The following is a 6,066-nucleotide window of genomic DNA, read 5'->3' as shown; positions in this document are numbered from 1 at the left end:
GGCTTCCAGCGCCCCGGTGGCGGCACGGGCTTCGGTCCTCCGCGTCCCGCGGGCGGCGGCGGCGGTCGTGGTCGCGGCCCCGGCGGCGGCACGGCCGGTGCATTCGGTCGTGGTGGCGGCAAGAGCAAGGCACGCAAGTCGAAGCGTACGAAGCGGCAAGAGTTCGAGATGCGGGAGGCCCCGTCGCTCGGCGGCGTGAGCGTTCCCCGCGGCGATGGCAACACCGTCATCCGACTGCGTCGTGGCGCGTCGATCTCCGACTTCGCCGACAAGATCGACGCGAACCCCGGTTCGCTCGTCACGGTGCTGTTCCACCTCGGTGAGATGGCGACCGCGACCGAGTCGCTCGACGAGGCCACCTTCCAGGTGCTCGGTGAAGAGCTCGGCTACAAGATCCAGGTCGTCTCTCCCGAAGACGAAGACCGCGAACTCCTCGAGGGCTTCGACATCGACCTCGACCAGGAGCTCGAAGACGAGACCGACGAAGAGCTCGAGCAGCGTCCCCCCGTGGTCACCGTCATGGGTCACGTCGATCACGGTAAGACCCGACTCCTCGACGCCATTCGCAATGCGAACGTCGTCGCGGGCGAGGCCGGCGGCATCACCCAGCACATCGGTGCCTACCAGGTGCGCACCGAGCACGAGAGCCGCGAGCGCGCGATCACCTTCATCGACACCCCGGGCCACGAGGCGTTCACCGCCATGCGCGCCCGTGGTGCGCAGGTGACCGACATCGCGATCCTCGTGGTCGCGGCCGACGACGGCATCATGCCGCAGACGGTCGAGGCCCTGAACCACGCACAGTCGGCCAACGTGCCGATCGTCGTCGCGGTGAACAAGATCGACAAGCCCGACGCCAACCCCGGCAAGGTGCGTCAGCAGCTCACCGAGTTCGGCCTCGTGGCCGAGGAGTACGGCGGCGACGTCATGTTCGTCGACGTGTCGGCTCGCGAGAACATCGGCATCCAAGACCTGCTCGACGCGGTGCTCCTCACCGCCGACGCCGGTCTCGACCTGCGCGCGAACCCCAATAAAGACGCGCGAGGCGTCGCCATCGAGGCGAAGCTCGACAAGGGCCGTGGTGCGGTTGCGACCGTCCTCATCCAGTCGGGAACGCTGCGGGTCGGCGACGCGATCGTCGCGGGCACGGCCTATGGCCGAGTGCGTGCGATGGCCGACGAGAACGGCGACGCCGTGCTCGAGGCCACGCCGGCACGCCCCGTGCAGGTGCAGGGCCTGTCGAGTGTCCCGCGCGCCGGCGACACCTTCCTCGTGACGGAAGACGACCGCACTGCGCGCCAGATCGCTGAGAAGCGTGAAGCCGCCCAGCGCAACGCCCAGCTCGCGAAGGCACGCAAGCGCATCTCCCTCGAGGACTTCACTCGTGCGCTCGAAGAGGGCAAGGTCGAGGCGCTCAACCTCATCATCAAGGGTGACGTGTCGGGTGCCGTCGAGGCGCTCGAGGAGTCGCTCATGAAGATCGAGGTCGACGACTCAGTACAGTTGCGCATCCTCCACCGCGGTGTCGGTGCGGTCACCGAGAGCGACATCGACCTGGCGACGATCGACAACGCGATCGTCATCGGGTTCAATGTGCGCCCCGACGTGAAGGCGCGCGAGCGCGCCGCTCGTGAGGGCGTCGACGTGCGCTTCTACTCCGTCATCTACAACGCCATCGACGACATCGAGAACTCGCTGAAGGGCATGCTGAAGCCCGAGTTCGAAGAGGTGCAGTCGGGTGTCGCCGAGATCCGCGAGGTGTTCCGCTCCTCGAAGTTCGGCAACATCGCCGGTGTCATCGTGCGGTCGGGAACGATCACGCGAAACGCCAAGGCACGCGTCATCCGCGACGGCGTCGTGGTCGGCGACAGCCTGGCGATCGAGTCGCTGCGTCGCTTCAAAGACGACGTCACCGAGGTGCGTACGGACTTCGAAGCCGGTATCGGCCTCGGCAAGTTCAACGACATCCAGGTCGGCGACGAGATCGAGACGATCGAGATGCGGGAGAAGCCCCGGGTGTAAATCGTGGATGGGGTCCCTGATTCTTCACTGAGGTGAAGAGCGGGGGCCCCTACCCCGATTCACCTCAGTGAAGAATCAGGGACCCCAGGCGATGTGATCATCCCGGGGACGGTGAGGGGAAAGAACATGGCGGATCCGGCACGGGCCAGGAAAATGGCCGATCGCATCAAGGAGATCGTTGCGAAGCGACTCGACAAGGGCCTGCGCGACCCCCGCCTCGGGTTCGTGACGATCACCGACGTGCGCGTCACGGGCGACCTGCAGCACGCGAGCATCTTCTACACGGTCTACGGCTCGGAAGCCGAGCGCAAGGACTCGGCTCGCGCACTGACGGCCGCCACCGGGATGCTGCGCAGCGAGGTCGGTCGCAACATCACCGCGCGCCTCACGCCGTCGCTCGAGTTCATCCCCGACGCGATCCCCGAGAACGCCGAGCACATCGAATCGTTGCTCCGCGAGGCGCGCACGCGCGACGCCGAGGTCACGGTGCTCGCGAGCAATGCCGAGTTCGCTGGCGAACCCGACCCCTACGTCAAGCCGCGCGATCTCGACGATGACGACGACTTCGACGACGAGGCCCTCGAAGACCTCGAGGGTTCCGAAGACGACGGCGAAGACCTCGGCGACCACGCCGAGCTCGGCGGGCCCCGCTGACCTCGCCTCAGTGACGACGGCCGTTGCCGAGGAGCTCCTCGGAGACGGCGGCGATTCGCGCGTGGAGGGCACCGATGAACGCCAGCACCGTCGGCTGGCGGAGCGCCTCGGGGCGACAGACGAGCCAGTAGGGGAGCCGCTCGTCGATCTCGTCGGTGAACAGCCGCACGAGGTCGTCGTGCTGATCGGCCAGGAACGCGGGCAGGAGGCCGAATCCCGCGCCCGCGCGTGTTGCGTCGACGTGCACGTAGACGTTCGTGCTCGACACCGCATCGAGCATGCCGAGGGTCGAACGTCGCGCCTCGTCGAGGGCGTCGACCTGCAGCATCGACTCGATGAAGTACACGAGCGGGGCGCCGTTCAGTTCCTCGAGCGACCGGGGGATGCCGCGGCGCTCGAGGAACGCGCGGCTCGCATAGAGCCCGAGCGCGTAGTCGGCGAGGTGGATCGCCTCGGCGCGGTGCACGTGCGGGCGGCCCACGACGACCTCGAGATCGACGCCCACGCGCTGCTGGGCGGCTCTCCGCGTTGCGGCGACGATCTCGAGCGAGACATCCGGATGAGCGCGGCGCACCTCGACGATCGCGGGCGACGCGATGAAGCCGCTGAAGCCGTCGGTGGCCGAGAGCCGCACGACGCCGGAGAGGCTCGGCGCGTCAGGCGAGAGTGAGCCGAGGGCGCGCTCGACGCCCTCGGCAGCGGAGACCGCGTGTTCGCCGATGGGGGTGAGCACCCAGCCGGCCACGCCTCGAGCGAGCACGCGGCCGCCGAGCGCGGCCTCGAGGGCGCCGATGCGCCGCGCGATGGTCGTGTGATTGAGGCCGAGCTCGGCGCCGGCCGTCGTGAAGCGACCCGCGCGGGCGACGGCGAGCAGCACGAGCAGGTCGTCGGGACTCGGCGGGGGACCGTGTTGGGTGAGCGCTGGCATTTCTGCATACTTGCACATTCCACGTGCGACTTTCGTCATTGGATGTGCGGATCGATGCAGCCATACTCAGGCGATGACGCGAATGCGTCGATCTATGCAAAGGAGCATCGGATGACCCAGACCCGTGTCGGCGAGGCGCAGACGCCCGCCGCGCCGCCCTCAGGACTCAGGCGAGTCGTCACCGCCTCGATGGCGGGCACCGTCGTCGAGTGGTACGAGTTCTTCCTCTACGCCTCGGCGGCCACGCTCGTCTTCGGCACCGCGTTCTTCCCGCCGTCCGACGATCCGCTGAGCGGGATCATCGCCGCCTTCCTCACGTACGCCGTGGGATTCATCGCGCGCCCGCTCGGCGGCATCGTCTTCGGCCACTTCGGCGACAAGTACGGTCGCAAGCGCCTGCTGCAGTTCAGCATCATCCTCGTGGGCGTCGCGACCTTCCTCATGGGCTGCCTGCCGACCTACGCGCAGATCGGCGTCGCCGCGCCCGCGCTCCTCGTGTTCCTGCGGTTCCTGCAGGGCTTCGCCATCGGCGGCGAATGGGGCGGGGCGGTACTGCTCGTCGCCGAGCACAGCCCGGCGCGTTCGCGCGGGTTCTGGGCGAGCTGGCCGCAGGCCGCGGTGCCGGTCGGCAACCTGCTCGCGACCCTCGTGCTCTTCGTGCTCTCGGCGACGCTCACGCAGGAGGCCTTCCTCGGGTGGGGATGGCGCGTTGCGTTCTGGCTCTCGGCGGTCATCGTGCTCATCGGCTGGTACATCCGGACGAAGATCACGGATGCGCCGATCTTCCTCGAGATGCAAGCCGAACGTGAAGCCGCGAAGGCCGTGTCGTACGGCGTCTTCGAGGTGCTGCGCCGTTATCCGAGGGGCGTCATCACGGCGATGGGCCTGCGAGTGGGCGAGAACATCCTGTACTACGTCGTGGTGACGTTCTCGATCGTCTACCTCACGCAAGTGGTGAAGGAGGGCACGACGAACACGCTGCTGCTGCTCGTCGGCGCGCACTTCGTGCACTTCCTCGTGATCCCGGTCTTCGGCCGGCTCGCCGACCGCATCGGCCGACGGCCGGTCTACGCGGCGGGCGCAGCGCTCGGCGCGACGTGGGCGTTCTTCGCCTTCCCGCTGATGAGCACGGCACAGCCCGTGATCATCTGGGCGGCGATCTCGATCGGCCTCGTCTTCCACGCCGCGATGTACGCAGGCCAGCCGGCGATCATGGCCGAGATGTTCCCGACCAGGATGCGCTACTCGGGCGTCTCGCTCGGCTACCAGGTCACGTCGATCTTCGCCGGCTCGCTCGCGCCGATCATCGCGACGACGCTGCTGTCGCAATTCGGTTCGAGTGTGCCCGTCGCCGTCTACGTGCTCATCGCGTGCGCCATCACCCTCGTCGCGGTCGCCGCGGCCCGGGAGACACGGGGGCTCGACCTGCGCGATGTCGACGCATCCGACCGGGAACGCATGGCGGCGCTCGAGTCGAACGCATCTTGAGGTGAGCGGATGCCCCGGCCACGCGGCCGGGGCGTCTGCGCGCGGCTCGTGCGTGAACTCACGACTGGGGCAGGCCGAAGGCGTCGTCGCCGTCGGAGACCGCGAGCCCGTCGGCGAGGAGTCCGGCGATCGCACGATCGAGCTGCGCGGTATCGGGCCAGGTGCGCTCGAGCTCGGCGCGCGACACCGGTCGGTGCGCTGCTCGCAGCTCCCGCATCACGAGGCCACGCACCTGGCGGTCTGAGCCCTCGAAGCGTGCCTGCACCGCCTTGCGGGCGCCCGTGTAGGCCGGGTACCCGGCGGCACGCCACGCGCACTGCGAACTGATGGGGCACTCGTCGCACCGTGGCGTTCGCGCCGTGCACACGGTGGCGCCGAGCTCCATCGTCGCCGCGTTGAACACGCGGGCCTCACCTGCATCCGCCGGCAGCATCGCCCCCATCGCCGCGAGGTCGCGCGCGACCGATGGGGGAGCGGCCTCGGCCTGACCCGCGACGGCACGCGCGATCACCCGCCTGGTGTTGGTGTCGACGACCGGATGCCGCAGGCCGAAGGCGAACGCGGCGACGGCGCGAGCCGTGTAGGGGCCGACGCCCTGCAATGCGAGCAGTGCCTCGAGGTCGTGGGGAACCTCGCCGCCATGCCGCTCGACGATCTCGGCGGCCGCGCGGTGCAGCCACAACGCGCGCCGGGGGTAGCCGAGGCGGTCCCATGCCCGCACCGCCTCGGAAGGCGGCTCGGCGGCGAGGCGCGCGGGCGTGGGCCAACGGGTGATCCACGCCTCCCAGCGCGGGAGCACCCTGGCGACCTGGGTCTGCTGCAGCATGAACTCGCTCACGAGCACCGCCCACGGCGACACGTCGGCTGCACGCCACGGCAGCGGCCGCGCGGCATCCGCGAACCAATCGTGAAGGGTGCCGGCGATCGACGTGGCGGTCTCGCTCGGCATGCTCTCCAGCCTATGTCGAGTGCGG

At 69.0% G+C, this 6,066-nt stretch carries 5 protein-coding genes; 3 read left to right on the top strand and 2 right to left on the bottom strand.

Going from position 1 to position 6,066, the window contains the following annotated elements:
- A partial coding sequence (infB, locus tag ESP51_RS13095) for a translation initiation factor IF-2 (RefSeq protein WP_129521339.1) occupies positions 1-2,022 on the top strand: 2,022 nt, incomplete at its 5' end.
- 126 nt (positions 2,023-2,148) lie between these two features.
- On the top strand, positions 2,149-2,676 hold the full coding sequence (gene rbfA, locus ESP51_RS13090; RefSeq protein ID WP_129521338.1) for a 30S ribosome-binding factor RbfA: 528 nt from the start codon (positions 2,149-2,151) through the stop codon (positions 2,674-2,676).
- Positions 2,677-2,683: 7 nt separating this feature from the next.
- On the opposite strand, the gene ESP51_RS13085 is transcribed toward rbfA, so the two are convergent.
- On the bottom strand, positions 2,684-3,604 hold the full coding sequence (locus tag ESP51_RS13085; protein WP_241843155.1) for a LysR family transcriptional regulator: 921 nt from the start codon (positions 3,602-3,604) through the stop codon (positions 2,684-2,686).
- A 111-nt stretch (positions 3,605-3,715) separates the two neighbouring features.
- On the opposite strand from ESP51_RS13085, the gene ESP51_RS13080 reads away from it, so the two are divergent.
- The gene (locus tag ESP51_RS13080) at positions 3,716-5,092 is read left to right on the top strand and encodes an MFS transporter (RefSeq protein ID WP_129521336.1); all 1,377 of its coding nucleotides are present in this window, start codon (positions 3,716-3,718) and stop codon (positions 5,090-5,092) included.
- A 58-nt stretch (positions 5,093-5,150) separates the two neighbouring features.
- Here the strand turns inward: ESP51_RS13080 and ESP51_RS13075 are convergent, their stop codons facing one another.
- Positions 5,151-6,041, bottom strand: coding sequence for an HhH-GPD family protein (locus ESP51_RS13075; RefSeq protein WP_129521335.1), 891 nt, complete (start codon positions 6,039-6,041; stop codon positions 5,151-5,153).
- Positions 6,042-6,066 lie beyond the last annotated feature (25 nt).

It is taken from the genome of Agromyces albus (assembly GCF_004134825.1).
In the GTDB taxonomy this organism is placed as follows: Bacteria; Actinomycetota; Actinomycetes; order Actinomycetales; family Microbacteriaceae; genus Agromyces; species Agromyces albus.
This window is presented reverse-complemented; position numbering and strand designations above follow the sequence as displayed.